The following is a 22,924-nucleotide window of genomic DNA, read 5'->3' as shown; positions in this document are numbered from 1 at the left end:
CAGGCCCCCACTGCCGAGGCGAAAGAGAAGTTGGTGAACGACCGCCCGACGTCGGGCCAGTACCCCGAAATGGGGCATGACGGCCTTTCCACCACCACTTTCGCTGGTGACCAGCCCTACGTTTCCTACGAAACGCAGGGGCAGGGCTATCAGTACGTCACGGACTACGCCGCTTCCGGCAGCTACGGGACCTACGACGCCTACGCCTCGTACCCGTCCGCGGCCGACACCGGCTCCTACGACTCCACCGCCTGGACCGCACAGCAGGACTACCTCTCCAGCGTCCCGGCCCAGACCGTCCCCGAGGACACGACCGGCTCCTGGGACGCCTCCGCCTGGAACTCGGCGGACTCCGTGCATGCCGGCGACGGCTACGCGGCGGCCCCCTTCGGGTACGACGCCGCCGGCTCCGGGCAGACCGGCCAGTGGGACTTCTCCGGCTACGCGCAGGAGACCGGCGGCTACGAGGCCACGACCGTCGTCCCGGTGTACGACGACGCCGGCACCGACGCGTACGCCGACGACGAGACCTCCGTCTTCGAGCCGCTCGACCTCGCCTTCACCACCGAGGACGAGGAGCCGCAGTTCATCGACGCCGTGCACGACCTGCCCACGCAGGCGGTACCCCTCACCCAGGCCTCCCCCGCCGAGCCGCGCTCGGCGCGCCGGGCGGCCGGCGGCCGGGGCGGGGCCAAGGGCGGCAAGGACAAGGCGGCCGGCAGCGCCCGGCGCCGTACGCCGGCCAAGCGGTCCGCCCTGCTGACCGTGGCGGTGCCCTCCGTCTGCGTGATGGGCGTCGCGGGAGTCGCCGCCGCCTCGGTCGGCGGTCTCACCGGCAGCGACAAGCCCGCCGAGGACACGACGACGATGGCCGCCCCCGACCCGGCGTCGGTGAAGCCGGTCGCGGCGAACAACAAGCTCGACACCCAGCTGGCCGCCCTCAGCGCGGACGCCGGCGACTTCGCAGACCGCGCGAGCCGCACCCAGGAGCGCATCGACCTCAAGCTGCGCCAGGACGCGGAGAAGAAGAAGCGGGCCGAGGAGGCGGCGGCCAAGGAGGCGGCCCGCCCCAAATTCGCGATCCCCGTCGCCCAGCACGGTCTGAGCGCCATGTTCGGCCAGGCCGGCGGCATGTGGATGTCCGTCCACACCGGCATCGACTTCCCGGTCTCCTACGGCACCCCGGTCATGGCCGCCACCGACGGCACCATGCGCACCCAGTGGAACAGCGCCTACGGCAACATGGCCATCCTGACCTCCCCCGACGGCACGGAGACCTGGTACTGCCACCTCAGCAGCACCAAGATCCGGTCCGGGCAGGTCAAGGCCGGCGACGTCATCGCGTACTCGGGTAACTCCGGCAACTCCACCGGCCCGCACCTCCACTTCGAGGTACGGCCCGGTGGCGGCTCCGCCATCGACCCCCTGGCCTGGCTGCGCAACCACGGCCTGGACCCGACGTAGGAACCCCGCCCTACAGCTTCTGCACCGGCGCGTAGCGCAGGAGCAGGCGCTTCGGCTTGTCGTCCCCGAAGTCGATGGTGGCCTGCGCGTCCGCGCCGGCGCCCCGGACCTCCATGACCGTGCCCAGCCCGAACTGGTCGTGTGTGACCCGGTCCCCGACGGCCAGCGCGATGACCGGCTTGTCGGCGGCGCGGCGCGTCGCGAACCCGGACGGCCCGGAGGAGCGGGAACGCGAGGAGGACAGGAAGGCCTCGGGCGAGGTCCCGAAGGACGCCTTCCCCGAGGACGAGCCGTAGCCGGAACCGCGCACCGGCCCGGCCGGCTTCTGGGAGGCGCCCGTCCGCTTCCACTGGAGGTACTCGGCCGGGATCTCCTCCAGGAACCGCGAGGGCGGGTTGTACGAGGGGGTGCCCCAGGCGCTGCGCATGCTGGAGCGGGTCAGGTACAGCCGCTCGCGGGCGCGGGTGATGCCGACGTAGGCGAGGCGGCGCTCCTCCTCCAGTTCCTTGGTCTGGCCGAGCGCGCGCATGTGCGGGAAGACCCCGTCCTCCATGCCGGTCAGGAAGACCACCGGGAACTCCAGGCCCTTGGCGGTGTGCAGGGTCATCAGCGTGATGACGCCCGAGCCGTCCGGGTCCTCGTCCGGGATCTGGTCGGAGTCGGCGACGAGCGCGACCTGCTCCAGGAACTCGGCCAGGGTGCCGGGGCTCTCCTCGTCCCTCGCCTGCTCGAATTCGAGGGCGACGGCCGCGAGCTCCTGGAGGTTCTCGATCCGCGTCTCGTCCTGCGGGTCGGTCGAGGCCTGGAGCTCGGCGAGGTAGCCCGTGCGCTCCAGGACCGCCTCCAGCACCACGGCCGGGCCGGCGCCGGAGTCGACGATGGTGCGCAGCTCCTCCATCAGCGTGTTGAACCGCTTGACGGCGTTGGTGGAGCGGGCGGCCATGCCGAAGGCCTCGTCCACGCGGCGCAGCGCCTGCGGGAAGGTGATCTTCTCGCGGTGCGCGAGGGCGTCGATCATCGCCTCGGCGCGCTCGCCGATGCCGCGCTTGGGCACGTTCAGGATGCGGCGCAGCGGGACGTTGTCCTCGGGGTTGGCCAGGACGCGCAGGTAGGCCAGGACGTCCCGGACCTCCTTGCGCTCGTAGAAGCGGACGCCGCCGACGACCTTGTAGGGCAGGCCGACGCGGATGAAGATCTCCTCGAACACGCGGGACTGGGCGTTGGTCCGGTAGAAGATCGCGACGTCGCCGGCCTTGGCGTCGCCCGAGTCGGTCAGCCGGTCGATCTCGTCGGCGACGAACTGGGCCTCGTCGTGCTCGGTGTCGGCGACGTAGCCGGTGATCACGGCCCCGCTGCCGGCCTGGGTCCACAGGTTCTTCGCGCGGCGGTTCTCGTTGCGCTCGATGACGGCGTTGGCGGCGGAGAGGATCGTCTGCGTGGAGCGGTAGTTCTGCTCCAGCAGGATCGTCGTCGCGTCCTTGTAGTCCTCCTCGAACTGGAGGATGTTGCGGATGGTCGCGCCGCGGAAGGCGTAGATCGACTGGTCGGCGTCGCCCACCACGCAGAGTTCGGCGGGCGGAAGGTCCGGGTAGCCGGGGCCGACCAGCTCGCGCACCAGGGTGTACTGGGCGTGGTTGGTGTCCTGGTACTCGTCGACCAGCACGTGCCGGAAGCGGCGCCGGTAGTGCTCGGCCACGTCCGGGAAGGCCTGGAGCAGGTGGACCGTGGTCATGATGATGTCGTCGAAGTCGAGGGCGTTGGCCTCGCGCAGCCGCCCCTGGTACATCGCGTACGCCTGGGCGAGGGTCTTCTCGAAGCCGTCGGCCGCCTGGGCGGCGAAGGCGTCCTCGTCGATGAGCTCGTTCTTCAGGTTCGAGATCTTGGCGTTGAAGGACTTGGGCGGGAACTTCTTCGGGTCCAGGTCCAGATCGCGGCAGACCAGCGCCATGAGGCGCTTGGAGTCGGCGGCGTCGTAGATCGAGAACGAGGAGGTGAAGCCGAGGCGCTTGGACTCGCGGCGCAGGATGCGCACGCACGCGCTGTGGAAGGTGGAGACCCACATGGCGTTGGCGCGCGGGCCGACCAGGTGCTCGACGCGCTCCTTCATCTCGGCGGCGGCCTTGTTGGTGAAGGTGATCGCCAGGATCTGGCCGGGGTGGACGTGCCGCGCGGACAGCAGGTGCCCGATGCGGTGGGTCAGCACCCGGGTCTTGCCGGAGCCGGCGCCGGCCACGATGAGCAGCGGGGAGCCCGCGTGCACCACGGCGGCGGCCTGCTGCTCGTTCAGCCCGTCCAGGAGGGTAGCGGGGTCGATGACCGGCCGGGGGGCGCCGTTGCGGTAGTACGCGTCCCCGCTCACGGGCAGGTCGAAGCGGCCGCCGAACAGGTCGTCCGCGCCCTCTTCCGGGGCGTGGTGCTCCTCGGGCGGCGGCGGGACCTCGTCGGAGGGGGTGAGGTCGGCCAGGAAGCTGTCGTCAAAGAGGCTGCTCATCGCCATCCGAGTCTAGGGGGCGGGACCGACAGCCGGTCCCGCCCCCGGAAAAATCGGGGAAACCGACGCGCTGCCCGGGGTGACGGGACGGTCACCCGACGGCCGGCGGGACGTGCCGGACACCGCCGTCGGAGGCCCCCGGGCCGCCCCGTACGCTCGACGGCATGACTGTCCTCACCCACGCCTTCGTCGGCCTGCACATCATCGGCATAGCCTCGCTCCTGGGCGGGTTCCTGACCCAGATGAAGGCGATGGGCGCCGGCGCCGCCCGCTTCGTGCCCGCGATGCTGCACGGCGCCCTGACCATGCTCGTCACCGGCGTGCTGCTGGTCGGCTTCCACGAGATGGGCGACGGGGCACCCCTGAACAACATCAAGATCGGGGTGAAGCTGGCGGTCCTCTTCGTGATCCTGGCGCTCGTCTACGTCAAGCGCGACGAGGAGAGCGTGGAGAAGGGCCTGTTCGGCGCGGTCGGCGGACTGACCGTCGCCAATATCTTTATCGCCGTCCTCTGGCACTGACCGGTCCCGTCCGGCCATCGGCGATCAGCCGCAGCCAGTACTGATCAACTCGTCATCCGGCCGTGACCTCCAGGTTTAGCGTCCTCCCCCGAGACCTGCGGGACCGACGGAAGGACGTGAGGCCCCCGTGGCCAGTCATCGAAAGCCCAGGCAGCGCCCGTTCTCCGGCGGCACCGTCCGGACCGCGGCCACTCTCGCCCTCGCGGGCGCTGCCACCGCCACCGCCTTCGAAGGGACCTCGCAGGCCGAGCCCCGGCTGACCCCGGCCCAGGTCACATCGGAGGTCGACCGGCTCTACGAGGAGGCCGAGGCCGCGACCGAGCGCTACAACGGAGCGAAGGCCGAGGCCGACGAGGCCGAGCGGGCACTGACCGGGCTCCAGGACGAGGCCGCCCGCAAGGCCGGCCGGCTCGGCGCCGCCCGCAGCTCGCTCGCCGCCGTCGCCGCGGGCCAGTACCGCAGCGGCGGCATGGGCCCCGCCCTCCAGCTCGCGCTCGCCTCCGACCCCCAGGACTACCTGGAGCGGGCCTCCCTCCTCACCCGCGCCGGCGACCGGACCGCCGCCGAGGTGGCCTCCGTGCGCCGCGGACTCGACGAGATCGGCCGGCTGCGCGCGCAGGCCGACGGGCGCCTGAAGGACGTCCGTGCCCGGCGGGACGCACTCGCCCGGCAGAAGGCCGCCATCGAGGACAAGCTGGCCACCGCCCAGCGGCTGCTGGCCCGGCTCGGCGCCGAGGAGCGGGCCGCCTACGAGGCGCGGCACGGCGGCGGCCCGGACGCCGCGGCCGGCCGGTCCCCGGCCACGGCCCCGGCCGGGCCGGCGGGCTCTCCCGCGCCGGCCCCCGCCGACGGTTCGCGCGCCGCCCGCGCGGTGGCGTTCGCGTACGGGGCGATCGGCAAGCCGTACGTCTGGGGCGCGACCGGGCCGGGCTCGTACGACTGCTCGGGCCTGACGCAGGCGGCCTGGCGCGCCGCCGGGGTCTCGCTGCCCCGCACCACCTACACCCAGATCAACGCCGGCCGGCGGGTCACCCGGGACCAACTGGCCCCCGGCGACCTGGTGTTCTACTACTCCGGGGTCACGCACGTGGGCCTGTACGTCGGGGGCGGCCAGATCGTCCACGCCCCGCGCCCCGGCTCCACGGTCCGGCTGGCGCCGGTCGACTCGATGCCCTGGGCCGGGGCGTCCCGCCCGGCGTAGCCCCCTCGGCCGGTTACGGCGCCTTGACGGTCTGGCTGAGCCAGCCGAAGGTCTGCGGCAGCTGCTTGGACCAGGACTCCAGGTTGTGCCCGCCGGTGACCTTCTCCGCGTGCACCGTGGTCGGGCTCTTGGCGAGCCCCTTGAGGTCCGTCCCGGACAGGTAGCCGTCCTGCTCGGCCCCCGACATCCACAGCGCGACCGCCGGCGGCGCCGGCTGGGCCTTGAGCAGTTCCTTCAGGTTGTGCGTGCGGCGCAGTTCGGGGTCCTTGGCGACCAGCGACGTGGGTTCCTGGCCGGGGTCGTTGTAGCCGGACAGCGAGACGGCGGCGCTGTAGCGGTCGGGGTGCAGGATGGCCAGTTTGGCGGCGCAGTAGGCACCGGCCGAGTAGCCGGCCACGCCCCAGGTGCGGGGGTCGTCGGAGGCGCGGAAGTTGTCGGTGACCATCTTGCGGACGTCGACGCTGAACCAGCTGTCGGCGTTGACCTTGCCGGGGAGGTTGGCGCAGCCGGTGTCGGCGTTGCCGAGCAGCATCGCGCGCGGCGAGACCAGGATGAACGGCTGGACCTTGCCCTCCCTCATCAGCGGCTCCAGCACCTCGTGCGCCTTGAGCCCCTGGAACCAGGACTTGCCCGTGCCGGGTATGCCGGGGATCAGCTCGACGACCGGGAACTTCCTGTCCTTGTAGGCGGGGTCGTCGTACTGCGGCGGCAGCCACACCATGACGTCGCCCTTGACCCCGGAGATCTTCCCGTCGAGCTCGGTCTTCCTCACGCGCCCGCCGAGGCCGTCGACCGGCTGGAAGTCCTGGCGGACCTTGGGTTCCTGCCTGACCTGCTCGGCCTTCTTGCCGCCCATCCCGTCGGCGCCGAGGTCGGGGGCGGACTGGACGTAGCTGCCGGTGCCCATCAGGTCGCCCCAGGAGGCGTAGAAGTTCATGTCCCGGTTGACCGCGACGAACACCAGGGCCACGGCGGTGGCCTGCGCGAACACCACCATCAGCCCGCGGACCGCCAGGCGCGCGGCGGCGGGGCCGCGCACCTTGCCCCACACGGTCAGCGGCAGGGCGACGGCGATCACGGTCAGGCCGATCACCATCGCGAAGAGGGGGGTCCCCGTCAGGCTCATCACGCCACCCAAGAGGCCGGCGCGGCGCCCTCCGGTTGCCCTCCCGGGCTGCGTCGTGGATCACACCCGGGGCCGGGCCCCGGGCCGTCACGCCCGGTTCGTCCGCAGGTCAGACCAGGCGGCGGGCCGTCGCCCAGCGGGTCAGCTCGTGCCGGTTGGAGAGCTGGAGCTTCCTCAGGACGGCCGAGACGTGGGACTCGACCGTCTTCACCGAGATGAACAGCTGCTTGGCGATCTCCTTGTACGCGTACCCGCGCGCGATCAGCCGCAGCACCTCGCGCTCGCGCTGGGTGAGCCGGTCCAGGTCCTCGTCGACCGGCGGGGCGTCCGTGGAGGCGAAGGCGTCGAGGACGAAGCCGGCCAGCCGCGGCGAGAACACCGCGTCCCCCTCCTGCACCCGGAAGACGGAGTCCACCAGGTCGGTGCCGGTGATGGTCTTGGTGACGTAGCCGCGCGCACCGCCCCGGATGACCCCGATGACGTCCTCCGCGGCGTCGGACACCGACAGGGCCAGGAACCGCACCGGGTTCTCGGCGGCCGCCATCAGCGGGGCGCAGCGGCGCAGCACCTCGACACCGCCGCCGCCGGGCAGGTGCACGTCGAGGAGGACCACCTCGGGGCGGGTGGCGGTGATGACCGTGACGGCCTGGTCCACGTCGGCGGCCTCACCGACGACCTCGACGCCGGTGCGGGCCGTCTCCCCGATCTCGGCCTGGACGCCGGTGCGGAACATGCGGTGGTCGTCGACGAGGACCACCCGGACCCTCCTGGCCCCGTCGTCCACAGCGCTGCCCCCGGTCGTGCCCGTCGTGCCCGTCATGCCGCGTTCGCCACCCTCTCCATCTCCAGTTCGACTTCCGTGCCGCCGTCGGGCACGGACCGCAGCCGGGCGGTCCCGCCGTTGCGCTGCATCCGGCCGATGATCGATTCTCGTACGCCCATGCGGTCGCCCGGTACCGCGTCGATGTCGAAGCCCGGCCCCCGGTCCCGTACGGACACGAACACCGTGCGCCCCTCCACCTCCGCGTACACCTGGACGGGTCCGCCCTCGCCACCGTACTTGGCGGCGTTGACCATCGCCTCGCGCGCGGCCTGCATCTGCGCGCCCAGCTTCTCGTCGAGGGGACAGTCGCCGACGACGACCACCTCGATGGGGACGCCGTGGTGATCCTCGACCTCGGCGGCGGTCTTCTTGACGGCCTCGGCGAGGGAGGCCGGCTCCTCGGCCTCGTCCTTGCCGGTGCCCTCGGGCTTGTACAGCCAGTTGCGCAGCTCCCGCTCCTGGGCGCGGGCCAGGCGGCGGACCTCGCCGACGTCCTCGGCGTTGCGCTGGATCAGGGTGAGGGTGTGCAGGACGGAGTCGTGGACGTGGGCGGCGACCTCGGCGCGCTCCTGGGCGCGGATGCGCATCAGCCGCTCCTCGGAGAGGTCCTGGGTCATCCGGATCAGCCAGGGCCCGGCGAGCAGGGCGATGCCGACGAGGACCGCGAGGACGGCGGTGAGCAGGTTGCCGAGCTGGGCGGCGGAGCCCCGTACGACGATGAAGACGGTCAGGCCCACGCCGACGAGCACCACTCCGGCGAGCGCCCGGGCCAGCGGGAGCATCCGCTTCTGGCGGGCCCCGGCGGGGTTCCAGTGCTCGCGGCGGGCGTTGTCGGCCTGGCGCCAGACGAGGACGACGCCGGCCCCGACGAGCAGGGTGGGCCAGATGTAGCGGCCGTTGGCGCCGCCGACGCGCAGCTGGGAGAAGAAGATGCCGGCGCCGACGGCCAGGGCGATCAGCCCGGACACCGCCCCCTTGTCGGGCTTGCGCAGGCGCCGGGTGCCGTCGGTGAGGGTCTCGAAGAAGGAGTGGTGTCCGGTGCTGCCGCCGACGCCGAGCGGGACGAAGACCCAGAAGGCGGCGTAGAGCAGCACGCCCAGCCCGTCACCCCACATGAACATGGCGAGGAAGGCGAGCCGGATCCACAGGACGGGCAGCCCGAGGTGCCCGGCGAGGCCGCGCGCCACTCCGCCGAGCATCCGTCCGTCGGCGCTGCGGTAGAGCCTGCGCTGCGGGACGTCGTCGGTGTCCGGGGCGTGCGGGGAACGGGCGGCTGCTGCTGGGGGCATGTCACCAAGGGTCACACGGCGGGACACGGGGCGGCATCAGGGCCTCCCCCCACTTCCGTCGGGGGGATATCAGGGTTGTGCCAGGGTCGGGCCCGGTGCCGGGCGGCCGGACGGCCGGTCACCATGGACCCATGACCGACGTTCACGACGCCCCGCCCGCTGACCCCGGGGCACCGGCACCCGCCGAGCGGCCACCCCTGCGGCGCAGCAGGCGCGACAAGGTCCTCGCGGGCGTCTGCGGCGGCCTCGGCCGGTATTTCGACCTCGATCCCGTGGTGTTCCGGATCGTGCTCGGCGTGCTCGCCGTGACCGGCGGCGTCGGCCTGGTGTTCTACGGCTTCGCCTGGCTGCTGCTGCCCCTGGAGGGCGAGGAGGAGAGCGAGGGCCGCAAGCTGCTGACCGGCCGCGTCGAAGGGACCACCCTGGCCGCGGTCTTCAGCGCCCTGGTGGGCTGCGCCCTGTTCCTCTCCATGCTCGACAACGGGGTGCTGGGCGGCTTCTCCGTCCTGGTCGTCCTGGCGCTCGGCGGGGCCTCGTACTGGTCCCAGCGCCACCGCCAGGCCGGCGCCGACCCCGAGGCGGAGAGCCCGGGCACGCACCGCCCGGCGCCGCCGGAGACCCAGGCGCCGCCCGCGCCGAGCAGCCCGTCGTGGTGGCGCGATCCGCTGGTGAAGGACGGCACCACCGGCCCGGTCGGCTCCTCCGGGTACCTGTGGGGGCCGGACGACGCCGCCGAGGACGACCGCCGCGGTGCGGCGCCCGCCGGGGTTCCGGTGCGGCCGCGGCGGGCCGGCGGCGGCGGACAGGGCCGCGGCGGGATCGGCGGCCGCGTCTTCGTGCTGGCCCTGCTGGCGGGTGGCGCCGGGTCCGCCGCCGTGTGGCACGGCAGCCCGCTGGGGCACGCCCTCCAGGTCGGCCTGGCCTGTGCGCTGGCCGTCTTCGGGCTGGGCCTGGCCGTCAGCTCCGTCAAGGGCCGCACCGGTTTCGGCACGATCCTGCTGGGCCTGGTCACCGCCGTCCTGCTCGCGGCGGCCACCGCCCTGCCGCGCGAGGTGAGCACCGACTGGCACGACGTCGACTGGCGCCCGGCGGCGGTGGCCGACGTCCGGCCGTTCTACTCCTCCGGGACCGGGCTGGCCACGCTCGACCTGAGCCGCCTGGACGTCCCGAAGGGCACCACCGTGTCCGTCCGCGCCTCCGTCGAGGCCGGCCGGCTGAAGGTGATCGTCCCCCGGGAGGTCACCGCCAAGGCCGACGTCTCCGTCCACCTGGGCGACATCCAGCTCCCCGGGGACCGCTCCGTGCGGATCAGGAGCGGCGGCGAGAACCGGCAGGCGACCCTGCCGCCCGCCGCCGGCACCGAGGCCGGCGGGACGATCGAGCTGCACCTGGACGCGGGTGTGGGACAGGTGGAGGTGGCCCGTGCGGCGTCATGAGTTCCAGCCGGGACGGCTGCTGGCCGGTCTGGTGCTGACCGCGGCGGGCGTGCTGTACCTGCTCGACGCGACCGGCAGGACCGATCTGCCGTGGTTCCTGGTGGTGCCGATGGCCGTGGGCGGTCTCGTCCTGGCCGCCCTGGTGGGGCTGGTGACCTACGCGGTACGGCGCGACCGGCGCGACCGGATCAGCGAGTCCAGGGACCAGTAGGGCGCCCCGGCCAGCACCAGCGGGAGCCAGGCCACCAGGTACACCAGGTCGTTGCCGTAGTAATACGGGGTCACGGCCCAGGAGACGGTGAGCCACAGGCTCAGCGAGATCAGCGCCCCGCCCGCGGCCGCGATCCGGGTCAGCAGCCCGGCGAGGACGCCCAGGCCGACGAGGAGCTCCCCGAGGGCGATGGCGTAGCCGAAGCCGGCGGGGGCCTTCAGGGCGAGGTCCACCAGGGCCGGGAGGGCGGCGGTGTCACGCACGCCGCGCATCTGCTCGCCGATGGAGCCGGAGCCGGCGGCGGAGAAGAAGCCGGAGGTGGTCAGTTTGTCGAGGCCCGCGTAGACGAAGGTCACGCCGAGGAAGATCCGCAGCGGGAGGAGGGCGTGGCGGGAGGCGAGTTCTGCCCACGGTGTGGACCGCACACCGGAAGGGACGTCAGTTCGGTTCACGCAGCCATGTCTACCTGCTTCATTCGGCCACGTCGATGATGCACCGGTTGGATTCCACCCCCGCGGCGGTGACCACCTGGACGTCGACCCGGCCCGGCTCCACCTCCGCGGGCACCGGCACGGTCAGCACCGTGTCGGAGGGGTTCTCGAACCCCCCGGCGACGGGGACCAGCGGAACGTGCACGTGGACCGGGCCGACCCGGACCACCAGCCGGGCCAGCATCTCCGGCGTCCGCGCCCCGGGCGGCACGAAGCCGACGCCCCGGATCTCGATGTCGTCGCCGGGGCGGACCGCCGCGTCGATGTCACCCGGCTCCCGCCTGCGGACCACCGAGAGCACCAGCGGACGGCTGCCCTCGGCGTACTTCGCCGCCAGGTACACCGCCGCCGACAGCGCCACCAGCAGGGCCAGCGCCCACGGCAGCTGCGGCAGCCGGTCGGGGAACCGGGCCAGCGACACCGCCGCGTAGGCCAGCACCACCGTGGAGACGAGCACGTACTGCGCGTCCGGGAAGCTCCCGCGGCCGTCGTCGTCGGTCAGCAGGTCCACCCCCCGCGGCCGGTCCGCCGGCAGCTTCTGGAGCCGCTGCCCCGTGATCCGTACGCAGACCACCCGGCGCACCAGCACCGCCACCCCCGACGTCAGCACGACCACCGCCAGCAGCGGCAGCGCCCGTTGCAGCGCGAACCCCTGGTACAGGGCGTCCCGTTCCGGACCGGGCGAGGAGGCGGCCAGCCGCAGCGCGGGCAGCAGCGTCGCGAACGCCGTCAGCACCACCCAGGCGCTCGGCACGGCCTTCGAGGTGGACAGCCGGTTGTCCTCGCCCACCACCGGGGCCAGCAGCCCGCCCCGCAGCGACTGCGCGCGGGCCGCGACCGTCAGCAGCCCGGCCAGCACCAGGGCGGCCAGCAGCCCGGCGGTGCGGGCGGTGGACCAGCCGGTGCCGAGCGCGGTGCCGACCTGCACCAGCAGCAGCACCCCGGCGGCGATCCACAGGGCGAGGACGGCCCGCCGGGAGAACAGGTACAGCCAGGAGTTCCCGGCCTCCCGGCCCCGCTCGGCGACCGTACGGGCGGACAGGGTCAGCTCGTCGGACACCCACTGGCGGGAGGCGCCGAGGGAGTGGGCCACGGCGGGCGGCACCCCCTGCCCGGCGGCGAACTCGTCGCGCTTCTCCAGGAACGCGGCGACCGCGCGCCGGTGTCCCTCCCGCGCGCAGTCGTCGCAGGCGCAGACGGCGGTATGGGTACTCCGGGACATCTCTTGGACAGCCACGTGCGTGCCGCCTCTCTGAACTACGGTGCAATGCCAGCGAATTGTGCACCACTGGGGCAGTGCTCCGGATTGCGCACGATGTCAGAGCAGGTGATTAACGGTTCATGATGTTGACGCCACGGTCCCGCCGCCGTCCGCGACCGTCTGCCACAGCGGCTGGTAGCTCGCCCACGCGGCCAGATCGCCACCGAACCGCTCCCGGGTGGCGACCGCTCCGCGGTGGTCGATCAGCACCGGTTTCCCCGCGGCCCGCGCGATCAGCTGCACCTGCGCCGCCCGCTCCGCGGCGATGAACCACCACACTGCCGCGTCCACCGACCCGCCCACCGTCAGCAGCCCCCGGTTGCGCAGGATCAGCGCCTTGTACGGGCCCAGCGCCCGCGCGACCCGGACCGGGTCCTCCGCGCCCAGGAACTCGTCCATCAGGGCGTGGTCCTCGTAGAAGGCACAGGCCTCCTGGCTGACCGGGGCCAGCAGCTCGCCCAGGCAGGCCAGCGCCCTGCCGTACGGGGCCTGCGTGCGGACGACGGCCGCCACCTCGGGCCGCGCCCGGTGCACGGCCGCGTGCACCGCGAAGGCCAGCTGGTTGACCCGCCGCCCGCCCCGCACCACCCGCCCGTCCCCGTCGACCAGCAGCAGGTCCTCGGGGCCCAGGCGGGCGAAGGCCCGGCCGAAGGGGTTCACCCAGTAGCAGTCCGCGAACTCCGGGTCCCGGACGCTGACGTGCCCGGCCACCCCGTCCTCGTACCCGAGCCGGCCCAGCAGCCGCAGCGCCCCCGCGAGCCGCTCCTTGCGGTGCGCGCGCTCCTCGGCCGGGTCCTCGTGCACCGGCGGCATCTCGAACGCCAGCCGCTCCACCGGCACGGGTACGGGCTGCTCCGGCATGGCGGTCCCCTCCTCCTGGTCGCGGCGCAAGGTACCGGCGCGGCGGTGAAGTGGCCAGAGGAACGGCGAAGCCGCCGCCCCGGAAGGGGAACGGCGGCTTCGCTTCAGGCACGGCGGCGGGGGACTACTCCCACTCGATGGTGCCCGGCGGCTTGCTCGTGCAGTCCAGGACCACGCGGTTGACGTCCTTGACCTCGTTGGTGATGCGCGTCGAGATCCGGGCCAGCACCTCGTAGGGCATCCGGGTCCAGTCGGCCGTCATCGCGTCCTCGGAGGAGACCGGGCGCAGCACGATCGGGTGGCCGTAGGTGCGGCCGTCACCCTGGACGCCCACGCTGCGGACGTCGGCGAGCAGGACGACCGGGCACTGCCAGATCTCCCGGTCCAGGCCGGCGGCGGTCAGCTCGTGGCGGGCGATGGCGTCGGCCTCGCGCAGCAGGTCCAGGCGCTCCTTGGTGACCTCGCCGACGATGCGGATGCCGAGGCCGGGGCCGGGGAAGGGCTGGCGCTGGACGATCTCCTCGGGCAGGCCGAGTTCCTGGCCGACCATCCGGACCTCGTCCTTGAACAGCTGGCGCAGCGGCTCGACGAGCTCGAACTCGATGTCGTCGGGGAGGCCGCCCACGTTGTGGTGCGACTTGATGTTGGCCGTGCCGGTGCCGCCGCCGGACTCCACGACGTCCGGGTACAGGGTGCCCTGGACCAGGAAGGCCACCGCCGGGCCGTCCTCCTGGAGGATCTCCAGCTGGGCCTGCTCGAAGACGCGGATGAACTCGCGGCCGATGATCTTGCGCTTGGTCTCCGGGTCGGAGACGCCGGCCAGCGCGGTCAGGAAGCGCTCCTGCGCGTCGACGACCTTCAGCTGGACGCCGGTGGCCGCGACGAAGTCCTTCTCGACCTGCTCGGTCTCGCCCTTGCGCATCAGGCCGTGGTCGACGTACACGCAGGTGAGCTGATCGCCGATGGCCTTCTGGACGAGGGCCGCGGCGACCGCGGAGTCCACGCCGCCGGACAGGCCGCAGATGGCGCGCTTGTCGCCGACCTGCGCCTTGATCGCCGCGATCTGCTCCTCGACGATGTTGCCGGTGGTCCAGGTGGGCTTCAGGCCCGCGCCCCGGTAGAGGAAGTGCTCCAGGACCTGCTGGCCGTGCGTGGAGTGCATCACCTCGGGGTGGTACTGCACGCCGTACAGCTTCTTCTCGTCGTTCTCGAAGGCCGCGACCGGGACGACGTTCGTCGACGCGGTGACGGTGAAGCCCTCGGGGGCGGCGGAGCAGGCGTCGCCGTGGGACATCCACACCGACTGGTGCTCGGGGGTGCCCTCGAAGAGGGTCGAGCCGGTCTTGGAGACCGACAGCGGGGTGCGGCCGTACTCGCGGGCGCCGGTGTTGTCGACGGTGCCGCCGAGGGTGGTCGCCATCAGCTGGAAGCCGTAGCACATGCCGAAGACGGGCACGCCGGACTCGAACAGGGCGCGGGCGTCGTCCAGGCGCGGGGCGCCCTCCTCGTAGACGGAGGACGGGCCGCCGGAGAGGATGATCGCCTTCGGGTCCTTGGCGAGCATCTCGGCCACGGGCATCGTGCTGGGCACGATCTCGCTGTAGACGCGGGCCTCGCGGACGCGGCGGGCGATGAGCTGGGCGTACTGCGCGCCGAAGTCGACGACGAGGACCGTGTCCGGGGCGCTGTCGTGGGCGGCGGAGGGTGCTTCTGGCACGGGGACGGCCTTCCGGCGGAAAGTGGTGGCTGTTTTGTCGATTCTACCGGTGGCGCCGGCCGCCCCTTTGTCGCACCATCCGAGGCCCACGTCACGCCCGGGCCGCGTCTCAGCATCCGGGCCCGGTTGGCCGGGACGCGGGCGGAGGGACATAATCCACACCATGCGCAAGCAGCTGAGCTTCCTCTTTACCTATGGCACCGGCCGGTCCGGTCGCCATGGGTCATCGTGATGCTCGCTTGAGCCGCTGACTTCCCAGAGCGCCCCGGTCCGACAGGACCGGGGCGCTCCGCGTTTCCGCTCCTGTCGGCCCTCACCACAGGAGAGACCCCCATGAGCACCGTCACCACCGCCGCCACCCCCACCACCCCCGAGCAGCTGATCGCCGGCTCCCGGGAGCGGATCGACGCCCTCGACGACCGGATCATCGGGCTGATCCAGGAGCGGATGGCCGTCTCGGCCGTCATCCAGGAGGCCCGGATCGGCGCGGGCGGCCGGCGCGTGCACCTCTCGCGGGAGATGGAGGTGCTGTCGCACTTCAGCGACGCCCTCGGCAAGCCCGGGACCGCGCTCGCGATGACCCTGCTGGAGCTGTGCCGGGGCCGCGTCTGAGCACGCGGGCGCCTGTTCGTCACCCGTCCGGACCGTGTCCGGTCCCGGGGGCCTTCGTTGAGGGGGGTGTCCGCGCCGGCCAGGCGCGGGACCGCACCACCACGCGTGGCTCCGCGGGAGCGGTGAGACGTGACGCCCGACGGCGTGCGTCGTGGGACCCCGCTCCCCCACGTGACCGGACGGCAGGGGACAGCAGCCCGGTCACTCCAGAGGAACGGCCGGCCCGGGGGACGCCCCGGGCCGGCCGTTCGTCGTGCGGTGAGGGTGCCGTTACGCGTGCGTGCCCCTGCGGCGGCGGGTGGAGAGGAACAGCGCGCCGCCGACCGCGACCAGCGCGGCCGCGCCGAGGCCGATCAGGCCGGCCTGGCTTCCGGTGGAGGCCAGCGGACCGTCGCTCTTGCCGCCGTTCGCGGTGGCGGCGCCGCTCGCCGCGGAGCTCGGGGAGGCCGAGGAGCTCGCGGAGGCGCTCGGCGAGGCGCTGCCCGAGGGGCTCGGGCTGGGGCCGGTGGCCGTCGGGTTCGCCGTGAAGAGGGCGAGGTTGTTGGCCAGGACCGGGTCGAAGGAGTGCCGCTGCGGCTCGCCCTTCGGGCCGGGCGCGCCGACGCGGATGGCGCCGCGGGCGTCCTTGACGGCCGTCTCGATCTTCAGCTCGAACGGGAACTCGACGTTCTCGCTCTCCAGCACGGAGGGCGCGGTGGCGCACCGGTAGTGGGACTCGCTCACCGGGCGGCAGGCCGCGGGGGCGGTGACGGCCTTCAGGCCCTTCGGCAGCTCGACGTCGACCACGGCCGCCGGGGTGCCGTCACCCCGGTCGGCGATCCAGGCCGGGCCGTTGTTGCGGATCGCGACGACGGCCTTGGAGGTGGTGCCGGCGGCGCCCTTGACCGTGAGCGGCTCGGCCTCGAAGTCCGCGGTGTTCTGGACCGTGAGGACGCTCTCGCGCTTGTTGTCGGCCGGGTTGAGGTCCGGGCCGTGCCCGGTGAGCCCGGTGGTGGCCGGCGCCTTGCGGGCGATCAGCTTGCGCGTCGCCTTGCCCGCCGCGTCGGTGGCCTTCGACTGGCCGGCGCCGGTCGTGCCGGAGTCCGCCTGGGCCTTCTGCGGGAGGGGCGCGGGGTAGATGCCGTAGCCGAACCGCTCGCTCAGGCCGTTCGCGCCGGCCTTGAGGTGCAGGGGGCTGTCGCCGGCCAGTTCGTAGGAGGCCTTGGCCTCGAAGTCGCCCTCGATGGTGCAGACGACGGTGGTCGCGGTGCGGGTGGTGCGGTAGGCGCAGTTGTCGTACCGCTCCGGGAGTTCCAGGCCGCGGCTGGCCTCCAGCTCCAGGACGACGCCCTTGGCCGGCTCGTTGCCGTGGTTGGCGAAGGTGAGCGGCAGGGCCTGGCTCTCGCCCGGCTTCAGCTCCTTCTTGAGCTTCATCTCCCCCATGACCAGATCGGGTGCGCCGACCTTGATGCCGGTGGGGAGGGCGGGGGTGACGGTGGCACCGGCGGCCGTGCCGGTCACGCTGACCACGCCGACTCCGGTGCTCTTCCCGGGAGTGACCTCCAGGTCCACCCCGGCCGGGACTCCGGGGCGCAGGCCCTGCTGCTTGCAGACCAGCGTGGCGCCGGCGGGGGCGCACTTCTTGACCGCGGCACGCGGGTTCTCCTGGACGGTGGCCACCCCGCCCAGCTTGGAGAGGTCGACGGTCAGGGTGAACTCCCCGTCGAAGCTCTCGACTCCGGCCGGGGCCTCCAGCCGGTAGTTCAGCGCCGCCGCCGTCGGCGAGCCCGTCGCGGGGGCGGGCGGGAGGACCAGGCCGGGCGGCCCGGTCAGGCGGAAAACGGGTTCCGCGGCGTTCGCGGCGGTGGCCGGGAGGGTGACGAGTCCCGCGGCCACCAGGCCGCACGCGGCCAGCAGGGAGATGCGCTGTCTCATGCCCCGTGTGACCGCCGGACGGGCGCCTCGGTTGCACGGCCTGCCGTGTGACCGACACCACAGCTTCACGCAAAGCATTCCGGTACAACCTTTTCCGGCGACCGCCTGTCGACTTCTGTACGCGGCGGGTACCGCGCTCGGAGGGGGAGCGCGGTACCCGCCGCGGCCGTTTCCGGAACTCAGCCCTTGGCTTCCGGTTGTCTCGGAGGAAGTTCCGGGACGGCGAAGAAGGGCAGCCGCAACGCGCCGAAGGCATCCTTCGGGACCGCCGGACGGACCGGTTCCACCGCCGCGAGACGCCGGTACGCCTCCCCCTGCGCGGGCCGCGGGTCCGCCTCGCCGTTGTTGGGCCAGTACGACATCGCCCGCTCGGCCTGGGCCGTGATGGTCAGGGACGGGTTGACCCCGAGGTTGGCGGAGACCGCCGAGCCGTCGACCACCGAGATGCCCGGGTGCCCGTACAGCCGGTGGTAGGGGTCGACCACGCCCTCCTCGGCCGTGGCGCCGATCGGGCAGCCGCCGAGGAAGTGCGCGGTGAGCGGGGTGCCCATCAGCTCGCCGACGTTGCTGCCGGGGAAGCCGTTGATCTCCTCGGCCAGCAGGGTCGCGGCCCGGGTGGCCTCGGCGATCTGCACGGGGTTGGGGGCGCCGTGGCCCTGGCGGGCCGTCAGCAGGCCCTTGCCGATGCCGCGCGGCTTGCGGTAGGTCGTCAGGGAGTTGTCCAGCGACTGCATGACCAGACCGATGATGGTCCGCTCCGACCAGCGCCGGTTCGACAGGGAGCGCGCCAGCTGCACGGGGTGGCGGGCGGTGCGGGCGAACCAGGCCCGCACCCGGTGCGTGCTGTGGGGCACCTGGAGGACGGTCAGGAACCCCATGGCGTTGGAGCCCTTGCCGTAGCGGACGGGTTCGATGTGGGTGTCGGCGTCGGGGTGCACGGACGAGGTAATGGCCACGCCCCGGGTGAAGTCCGCCCGGCGGGCCCCGGGGTGGCGCCGCCGGTAGCGGCGGTCGTCGGTCTGGGCCCCGACCAGGCCCTCGGAGTTGGTGCGGGTCAGGTCGCCGAGCCGGTCCGAGAGGCGGGGCAGTTCGCCGCGGTCCTTCATGGTGTGCAGCAGCGTCTGGGTGCCGTACGTCCCCGCCGCGACGACCACGTAGCGGGCGCGCAGCACCTTGGCGCGGCCGGAGCGGCGGTGGTCGGTGGGGACGGTGCGCACCCGGTAGCCGCCGTCGGGGTGTTCGGCGAGGGCGGTGACGGTGGTCATGGGGTGGATGACGGCGCCGGCCCGTTCGGCCAGGTGCAGGTAGTTCTCGTTCAGGGTGTTCTTGGCGCCGTGCCGGCACCCGGTCATGCACTCGCCGCATTCGGTGCAGGCCTTGCGGGCGGGCCCGGCGCCGCCGAAATAGGGGTCGGGGACCTCCTGCCCGGGGCGGACCTTCCGCTGTCCCCCGGCGTCCTGGCCGTCACCGAAGAAGACGCCGACGGGCGCCATGTGGAAGGTGTCGCCGACGCCCATCTTCTCGGCGGCCGCCTTGAGGTGGACGTCGGAGGGGGTCATCGTCGGGTTGAGCCGTACGCCGAGCATCCGCTTGGCCTGCTCGTAGTACGGGGCGAGTTCCTCGCGCCAGTCGGTGATGGAGGACCACTGGCGGTCCTCGAAGAAGGCGGCGGGCGGCACGTAGAGGGTGTTGGCGTAGTTGAGGGAGCCGCCGCCCACGCCGGCGCCCGCGAGCACCATCACGTTGCCGAGCAGGTGGATGCGCTGGATCCCGTACAGCCCGAGGGCGGGCGCCCACAGGTAGTTGCGCAGGTCCCAGCTGTTGCGGGGCAGGCTCTCGCGGGTGAAGCGGCGCCCTGCCTCCAGGACGCCGACCCGGTAGCCCTTCTCGGTGAGCCGCAGTGCCGAGACCGACCCTCCGAAGCCCGATCCGATGACGATGACGTCGTAGTCGTATGCGTGGTCGTACGACACTGCGCGGTGCCTCCCGGCGGTCGGTCGTGCCTGGTGCCCTGGGGTGCTGCGGTGGTGGTCTAGCGGAAGCGGAGCGCCTTGAGGACCTTGAGACTGCGGGTCATGAACGCGGCGTACCGCGCGTCGTCCATGCCCAGCGAGGGCGCCATCGGCAGCAGCCGCTGGTGGGCCACGGTCTGCGCCTCGGTGTACTTGAGGATGCCCTCGGAGCCGTGCCGGCGGCCGAGCCCGGAGTCCTTCATGCCGCCCATGGGGGCCTGGGCGCTGCCGTAGGCGGGGGCGTAGCCGTCGTTGATGTTGACGGTGCCCGTGCGCAGGCGGGCGGCGACGGCGTGGCCGCGGCGGGCGTCCTTGGTCCAGACGCTGGAGTTGAGGCCGTAGGAGGTGGCGTTGGCCTGGGCGATGGCCTCGTCCTCGTCGGTGAAGCGGTAGATGGAGACGACCGGGCCGAACGTCTCCTCGGCGCAGACCGCCATGGGGGACTCGACCCCGTCGAGGATCGTGGGCTCGTAGAAGAGCGGGCCGATGTCGGGGCGGGCCGTGCCGCCGGCGACGAGGGTGGCGCCCTTGGCGACGGCCTCGTCGACGTGCCGCCGCACGGTCTCCAGCTGCCGTTCGCCGACGAGGGAGCCCATGTCGGCGCCGTAGGCGAGGGAGGCGCCGAGCCGCATGGCCTTGGTGCGGGCGGCGAAGCGCTCGACGAAGGCGTCGGCGACGGAGACGTGGACGTAGAGCCGCTCGATGGAGATGCACAGCTGGCCGGCGGAGGAGAAGCAGGCGCGGACGGCTCCGGCGGCGGCCTTCTCCACGTCGGCGTCGTGCAGGACGAGCATGGCGTTCTTGCCGCCGAGTTCGAGGGAGACGCCGACGAGGCGGGCGGCGGCGCCCTGGGCGACCTCGCGGCCGGTGCGGGTGGAGCCGGTGAAGGAGACGTAGTCGGCGTGCCGGACCACCTCGGGGCCGACGACGGGGCCCTCGCCGAGGACGATCTGGAAGACCTCGGCCGGCAGCCCGGCCTCGATCAGCAGGTCGCGGGCCCACAGGGCGGTCAGCGCGGTCTCGGTGTCGGGCTTCATGACGACGGCGTTGCCCGAGACGAAGGCGGGCAGGGCGTCGCCGACGGAGAGTTCGAGGGGGTAGTTCCAGGGGGCTATCTGGCCGACGACGCCGCGCGGCTGGCGCAGCTCGGTGACCTTGGTCAGGGTCGGCATGGCGCCCGTGTGGCCCTTGGGGCGCAGGTAGGAAGGGGCCTTGCGGCCGTAGTGGCGGGCGGCGACGGCGACGGCCTGGACCTCTTCGTGGGCGTGCAGGCGGGCCTTGCCGGTCTCCAGCTGGATGAGGTCGAGGACCTCGGACTGACGGGCGAGGACCAGGTCGTGGAAGCGCAGCAGGACGGCGGCGCGCTGCCGTACGGGGAGCGCGGCCCAGGCGGGCTGGGCGGCGCGGGCCCTGGCGAAGGCCTCGGCCACGTCCTCGGGGGTGGCCTCGGGGAGGTCCGCCAGCTTGGCCCCGGTGAAGGGGGTGTGGTTGGCGGTGCTGCCGGAGCCGATGACTCCGCGGGTGAGGCGGGTGACGAGGGCGGGTGTCACCACGTCGGCGGCGGTACGGGCGCCCGCCGGAGCCGGGGCGACCGGGTTGGTGGGCCGGGGTGCGGAGCGGAGGGGGGCGGCGGCAGCCTTCGAGTCCGTCATGGCGGTGAGCGTATTCCGCCCCGGGGCCTTTGGGTACCCGTGGGTAACCGGATTTTGCCAAGTCTGCCAGTAATCGCTGGCGTGATGACCGGAGGGGCGTCCCCGGGCCGTGCTCCCGGTCCCCGGTCAGCCCTTCCTCGGCGCCGGCTCCCAACCGCTGAGGACGGTGTCGAACCGCTGGCGGGTGGTGGCCCAGTCCTCGGCGGGGCCCGTCATGTAGATCGCGTACTCGGTGCCGTTCCGGTCGACGTACATCTGCTCGATGGCCCGGCGCGGTCCGGCGTGCACCCCCTTCTCGGTCCACGTGAAGTCCCAGAGCACGGCCTGGGTGGTCTCCCGGAAGGTGTTCGGGTTGAGCTTCTGCCGCTTGTAGTCCGTCCGCTTCGCCACCTGCTTCTCCAGGTCGAGCAGGTGCGTGTACGGGTTGGGGTAGTCCGGGGTGGGGTCGGCGGCGATCCGGATGTAGTGCTTGCCGTTGTCCCCGGTGTAGTCGATCTGGTCGCCGTCCGCCTGGCGCGTCCAGCCCTCCGGGACGAACAGCGTGAAGCCGCCCACCGGGTCCGTGACCTTGGTCCAGCCCGCCGGCGGGGCGGCGGCCTTCTGCCCGGACGGGCCGCCTGCGGTACTCGTGCCCTTGTCGGAGCCGTCGGAGCCGCCCTTGTCCTCGTCCCCGCCGGTGAACTTCAGCACCCCGAACATCGTGCCGCCGCCGACCAGCGCCGCGACGAGGGCCACCACCGCGATCCGCCGCAGCCGGCCCGGCGGGCGCACGGCGGGCGCCGGGGGCCGCTCGGTGGGGACGGTGGCCGCCGCCCGGGCGGGGGCGGGCTCCGGCGCCGGGGCGGCGGACTCCTGGGCGGTGGCACGCTCCTCGGCGGTCACGGCGCGGGTCGGCACGTACGCATGGGCCGCCCTGGGCTCGCGGCCCTCCATCGCCTCGATCAGCATCCGCTCGGCCTCGGCGGCCGACGGGCGCTCGGCCGGGTCCTTGCGCAGCAGCGCGGTGATGACGGGGCCCAGCGCGCCGGCCTGGCGCGGGACCGGTGGCTCGTCGTTCACCACGGCCTGGAGGCTGGAGATCGGCGAGGTCCGGCGGAAGGGGGAGCGGGCCTCGACGGCCGTGTACAGGGTCGCGCCCAGCGACCACAGGTCGGAGGAGGGGTCGGGCGCACCGCCGGTGACCCGCTCGGGGGCGAGGTAGTCGATGGAGCCGACGAGTTCACCCGTACGGGTGATGGACGAGTCGCCCTCGATCGCCGCGATCCCGAAGTCGGTGAGCAGCACCCGGCCGTCCTTGGCGAGCAGCACGTTGCCCGGCTTCACGTCCCGGTGCATCACGCCCACCGCGTGCGCGGCCCGCAGCGCGCCCAGCACGTGCAGGCCGATCCGGGCCGCCTCGCGCGGCTCGATCCGGCCGGCGGCCTTGGCGGCCTCGGCCAGGGAGGGTCCGTCGATGTGCTCCATGACGATCCACGGCCGGTCGTCGTGCTCCAGGACGTCGTGCACGGTGACGACCGCCGGGTGCTGGATCCGGGCCGCGGCCCGGGCCTCCTTCTGGGTGCGGGCGTACAGGACCTCCCGGTCGGCCTGGGCCACGTACAGGGCCGCCGTCAGCTCCTTGACCGCGACCGTCCTGTGCAGCAGCTGGTCATGGGCGCGCCACACCTTGCCCATGCCGCCGCTGCCGATGGGCTCCACGAGCCGGTACCGGCCCGCGAGCACCGCGCCCGCCCCTGTCTGCTGTTCCACGAATTCCCGCCGCTCTGTGCACTCCGGGCCAGATTACGGAGCCTGCGGGCGGTGCCGGAACCGGGCGGGGCCCGTGAGACAGCACTGTGACGC

18 protein-coding genes are annotated in these 22,924 nt (G+C 73.1%); 6 read left to right on the top strand and 12 right to left on the bottom strand.

Annotation, left to right across the window (positions count from 1 at the left end; genetic code table 11):
* The first annotated feature begins 69 nt into the window (after nucleotides 1-69).
* The gene (locus WDV06_RS03720; RefSeq protein WP_395508150.1) at nucleotides 70-1,464 is read left to right on the top strand and encodes a M23 family metallopeptidase; all 1,395 of its coding nucleotides are present in this window, start codon (nucleotides 70-72) and stop codon (nucleotides 1,462-1,464) included.
* A 10-nt stretch (nucleotides 1,465-1,474) separates the two neighbouring features.
* Here WDV06_RS03720 and pcrA read toward each other — a convergent pair whose 3' ends face one another.
* The gene (gene pcrA, locus WDV06_RS03715) at nucleotides 1,475-3,955 is read right to left on the bottom strand and encodes a DNA helicase PcrA (protein ID WP_395508137.1); all 2,481 of its coding nucleotides are present in this window, start codon (nucleotides 3,953-3,955) and stop codon (nucleotides 1,475-1,477) included.
* Nucleotides 3,956-4,119: 164 nt separating this feature from the next.
* On the opposite strand from pcrA, the gene WDV06_RS03710 reads away from it, so the two are divergent.
* Together WDV06_RS03710 and WDV06_RS03705 are read left to right on the top strand one after the other, a co-directional pair.
* Entirely contained in the window at nucleotides 4,120-4,476 is a 357-nt protein-coding gene (locus tag WDV06_RS03710; RefSeq protein ID WP_395508136.1) for a hypothetical protein, read from the top strand.
* Between the two features lie 127 nt (nucleotides 4,477-4,603).
* Nucleotides 4,604-5,677, top strand: a complete 1,074-nt coding sequence (locus tag WDV06_RS03705; protein ID WP_395508135.1) for a C40 family peptidase — start codon at nucleotides 4,604-4,606, stop codon at nucleotides 5,675-5,677.
* A gap of 13 nt (nucleotides 5,678-5,690) precedes the next feature.
* Here WDV06_RS03705 and WDV06_RS03700 read toward each other — a convergent pair whose 3' ends face one another.
* The 3 genes from WDV06_RS03700 to WDV06_RS03690 all read right to left on the bottom strand — a co-directional run bounded on the left by WDV06_RS03700 (nucleotide 5,691) and on the right by WDV06_RS03690 (nucleotide 8,915).
* Nucleotides 5,691-6,803, bottom strand: a complete 1,113-nt coding sequence (locus tag WDV06_RS03700) for an alpha/beta hydrolase (RefSeq protein ID WP_395508134.1) — start codon at nucleotides 6,801-6,803, stop codon at nucleotides 5,691-5,693.
* 109 nt (nucleotides 6,804-6,912) lie between these two features.
* Nucleotides 6,913-7,623, bottom strand: coding sequence for a LuxR C-terminal-related transcriptional regulator (locus WDV06_RS03695; protein WP_395508133.1), 711 nt, complete (start codon nucleotides 7,621-7,623; stop codon nucleotides 6,913-6,915).
* Nucleotides 7,620-8,915, bottom strand: a complete 1,296-nt coding sequence (locus tag WDV06_RS03690; protein WP_395508132.1) for a PspC domain-containing protein — start codon at nucleotides 8,913-8,915, stop codon at nucleotides 7,620-7,622. Before WDV06_RS03690 ends, WDV06_RS03695 begins: the two co-directional genes overlap by 4 nt.
* A gap of 131 nt (nucleotides 8,916-9,046) precedes the next feature.
* On the opposite strand from WDV06_RS03690, the gene WDV06_RS03685 reads away from it, so the two are divergent.
* Nucleotides 9,047-10,351 (top strand): PspC domain-containing protein, encoded by a 1,305-nt coding sequence (locus tag WDV06_RS03685; protein WP_395508131.1) that lies wholly within the window; start codon nucleotides 9,047-9,049, stop codon nucleotides 10,349-10,351.
* The gene (locus WDV06_RS03680) at nucleotides 10,338-10,562 is read left to right on the top strand and encodes a hypothetical protein (RefSeq protein WP_395508130.1); all 225 of its coding nucleotides are present in this window, start codon (nucleotides 10,338-10,340) and stop codon (nucleotides 10,560-10,562) included. Before WDV06_RS03685 ends, WDV06_RS03680 begins: the two co-directional genes overlap by 14 nt.
* Here WDV06_RS03680 and WDV06_RS03675 read toward each other — a convergent pair.
* The 4 genes from WDV06_RS03675 to guaA form a co-directional block, all read right to left on the bottom strand.
* Complete coding sequence (locus tag WDV06_RS03675; protein WP_395508129.1) at nucleotides 10,508-11,014, bottom strand: DoxX family protein; 507 nt, start codon at nucleotides 11,012-11,014, stop codon at nucleotides 10,508-10,510. The genes WDV06_RS03680 and WDV06_RS03675 overlap by 55 nt on opposite strands.
* Nucleotides 11,015-11,033: 19 nt before the next feature.
* Complete coding sequence (locus WDV06_RS03670; protein ID WP_395508128.1) at nucleotides 11,034-12,290, bottom strand: hypothetical protein; 1,257 nt, start codon at nucleotides 12,288-12,290, stop codon at nucleotides 11,034-11,036.
* Between the two features lie 102 nt (nucleotides 12,291-12,392).
* The gene (locus WDV06_RS03665; RefSeq protein ID WP_395508127.1) at nucleotides 12,393-13,205 is read right to left on the bottom strand and encodes a class II aldolase/adducin family protein; all 813 of its coding nucleotides are present in this window, start codon (nucleotides 13,203-13,205) and stop codon (nucleotides 12,393-12,395) included.
* Between the two features lie 94 nt (nucleotides 13,206-13,299).
* Complete coding sequence (gene guaA / locus WDV06_RS03660; protein WP_395508126.1) at nucleotides 13,300-14,892, bottom strand: glutamine-hydrolyzing GMP synthase; 1,593 nt, start codon at nucleotides 14,890-14,892, stop codon at nucleotides 13,300-13,302.
* A 333-nt stretch (nucleotides 14,893-15,225) separates the two neighbouring features.
* On the opposite strand from guaA, the gene WDV06_RS03655 reads away from it, so the two are divergent.
* Nucleotides 15,226-15,504, top strand: coding sequence for a chorismate mutase (locus tag WDV06_RS03655; RefSeq protein ID WP_395508125.1), 279 nt, complete (start codon nucleotides 15,226-15,228; stop codon nucleotides 15,502-15,504).
* Nucleotides 15,505-15,774: 270 nt separating this feature from the next.
* Here WDV06_RS03655 and WDV06_RS03650 read toward each other — a convergent pair whose 3' ends face one another.
* The 4 genes from WDV06_RS03650 to WDV06_RS03635 form a co-directional block, all read right to left on the bottom strand.
* Nucleotides 15,775-17,418 carry a COG1361 family protein gene (locus tag WDV06_RS03650; protein ID WP_395508124.1) on the bottom strand — a complete coding sequence of 548 codons (1,644 nt, stop codon included), beginning with the start codon at nucleotides 17,416-17,418 and terminating at the stop codon, nucleotides 15,775-15,777.
* Nucleotides 17,419-17,597: 179 nt separating this feature from the next.
* Nucleotides 17,598-19,391 (bottom strand): GMC oxidoreductase, encoded by a 1,794-nt coding sequence (locus WDV06_RS03645; RefSeq protein ID WP_395508123.1) that lies wholly within the window; start codon nucleotides 19,389-19,391, stop codon nucleotides 17,598-17,600.
* A gap of 59 nt (nucleotides 19,392-19,450) precedes the next feature.
* The gene (locus tag WDV06_RS03640) at nucleotides 19,451-21,082 is read right to left on the bottom strand and encodes a succinic semialdehyde dehydrogenase (protein ID WP_395508122.1); all 1,632 of its coding nucleotides are present in this window, start codon (nucleotides 21,080-21,082) and stop codon (nucleotides 19,451-19,453) included.
* Between the two features lie 126 nt (nucleotides 21,083-21,208).
* Complete coding sequence (locus WDV06_RS03635) at nucleotides 21,209-22,831, bottom strand: serine/threonine-protein kinase (protein WP_395508121.1); 1,623 nt, start codon at nucleotides 22,829-22,831, stop codon at nucleotides 21,209-21,211.
* Nucleotides 22,832-22,924: the final 93 nt, after the last annotated feature.

Origin of the sequence: Streptomyces racemochromogenes (assembly GCF_044129415.1) — a bacterium.
GTDB lineage: Bacteria > Actinomycetota > Actinomycetes > Streptomycetales > Streptomycetaceae > Streptomyces > Streptomyces racemochromogenes_A.
The sequence above is the reverse complement of the archived record's forward strand: the minus strand, read 5'-3'. Positions and strand labels throughout refer to the sequence as shown.

Bases quoted from the DNA above. Each gene is read 5' to 3' on its own strand.
- WDV06_RS03720 (WP_395508150.1), top strand. From the start codon at position 70: ATGGGGCATGACGGCCTTTCCACCACCACTTTCGCTGGTGACCAGCCC.
- pcrA (WP_395508137.1), bottom strand. From the start codon at position 3,955: ATGAGCAGCCTCTTTGACGACAGCTTCCTGGCCGACCTCACCCCCTCC.
- WDV06_RS03710 (WP_395508136.1), top strand. From the start codon at position 4,120: ATGACTGTCCTCACCCACGCCTTCGTCGGCCTGCACATCATCGGCATA.
- WDV06_RS03700 (WP_395508134.1), bottom strand. From the start codon at position 6,803: ATGAGCCTGACGGGGACCCCCCTCTTCGCGATGGTGATCGGCCTGACC.
- WDV06_RS03695 (WP_395508133.1), bottom strand. From the start codon at position 7,623: ATGACGGGCACGACGGGCACGACCGGGGGCAGCGCTGTGGACGACGGG.
- WDV06_RS03690 (WP_395508132.1), bottom strand. From the start codon at position 8,915: ATGCCCCCAGCAGCAGCCGCCCGTTCCCCGCACGCCCCGGACACCGAC.
- WDV06_RS03685 (WP_395508131.1), top strand. From the start codon at position 9,047: ATGACCGACGTTCACGACGCCCCGCCCGCTGACCCCGGGGCACCGGCA.
- WDV06_RS03655 (WP_395508125.1), top strand. From the start codon at position 15,226: ATGAGCACCGTCACCACCGCCGCCACCCCCACCACCCCCGAGCAGCTG.
- WDV06_RS03650 (WP_395508124.1), bottom strand. From the start codon at position 17,418: ATGAGACAGCGCATCTCCCTGCTGGCCGCGTGCGGCCTGGTGGCCGCG.
- WDV06_RS03640 (WP_395508122.1), bottom strand. From the start codon at position 21,082: ATGACGGACTCGAAGGCTGCCGCCGCCCCCCTCCGCTCCGCACCCCGG.